Annotated in this window: 1 protein-coding gene; it reads right to left on the reverse strand. The window is 38.6% G+C overall.

Features of this window, described 5'->3' with window-relative positions; translation table 11 throughout:
* Positions 1-85: 85 nt before the first annotated feature.
* Positions 86-756 (reverse strand): transposase (locus AC3LHT_RS10625; RefSeq protein WP_488662880.1); only part of this gene is annotated, 671 nt, incomplete at its 5' end.

The following is a 756-nucleotide window of genomic DNA, read 5'->3' on the forward strand; positions in this document are numbered from 1 at the left end:
TCTTCAACGGTGAAAGTAAGTTCGGGGTAAACTTTCATCTTCTAAGTAACGGTTTTTAAGAACTTGAAATTATACAACTAATTTTTTACGATTGGGGTACCATCTTAAAGCCTAAACTTTTTGCTTTTTTACGTAAATTTTTGACAATTCGTTCACGATATTTTTCTTCGTAGTAATCTTGGCCTTGATCTACATACTCCGTTCCATATTTTAACATGGAGTATACAAGGCGAGCTATTTTATGGGCTGTAGCTGTAATTGCTTTTGGTGCGCCAAGTTGGGAACGTTTACGCCTATAGAAAGCTCCAAGTGCACTTTTTGACTTTGTTAGAGAAAAAGCTGCCATTCTAAATGCCAAAGCTGCTCGGTTAGCACTCGTCTTGGTTTTACTGCTGAGAATTTTCCCCCCTGAAATTTTATTCCCAGGGGATAAACAGAGCCAAGAGGCAAAGTTTTTGACAGTCGGCCACGCCGACATGTCAGTTCCGATTTCTGAGATAATTTTTAACGCAATTGTTTCTTTAACTCCGTCAATTTTTGTGATATCAGTTCCAGTGATCTTGTATAGATCTTCTCTGGCATTAAATGGCAACATCTTGTCTTTTCTTCGATAGCTTCGCTTTTGGGGAGGTAAGTCATCAAGATTTTCCGGACCTTCGATTGCATCCAATGTCGTTGCAATTGTTTGGTCGCAAGCTGATATTTGACGTTGATAAAAATCATACAGTTCAACCGCTTGACGAAGAGAAAAAAGAT

The organism is Kosmotoga sp. (assembly GCF_982836095.1).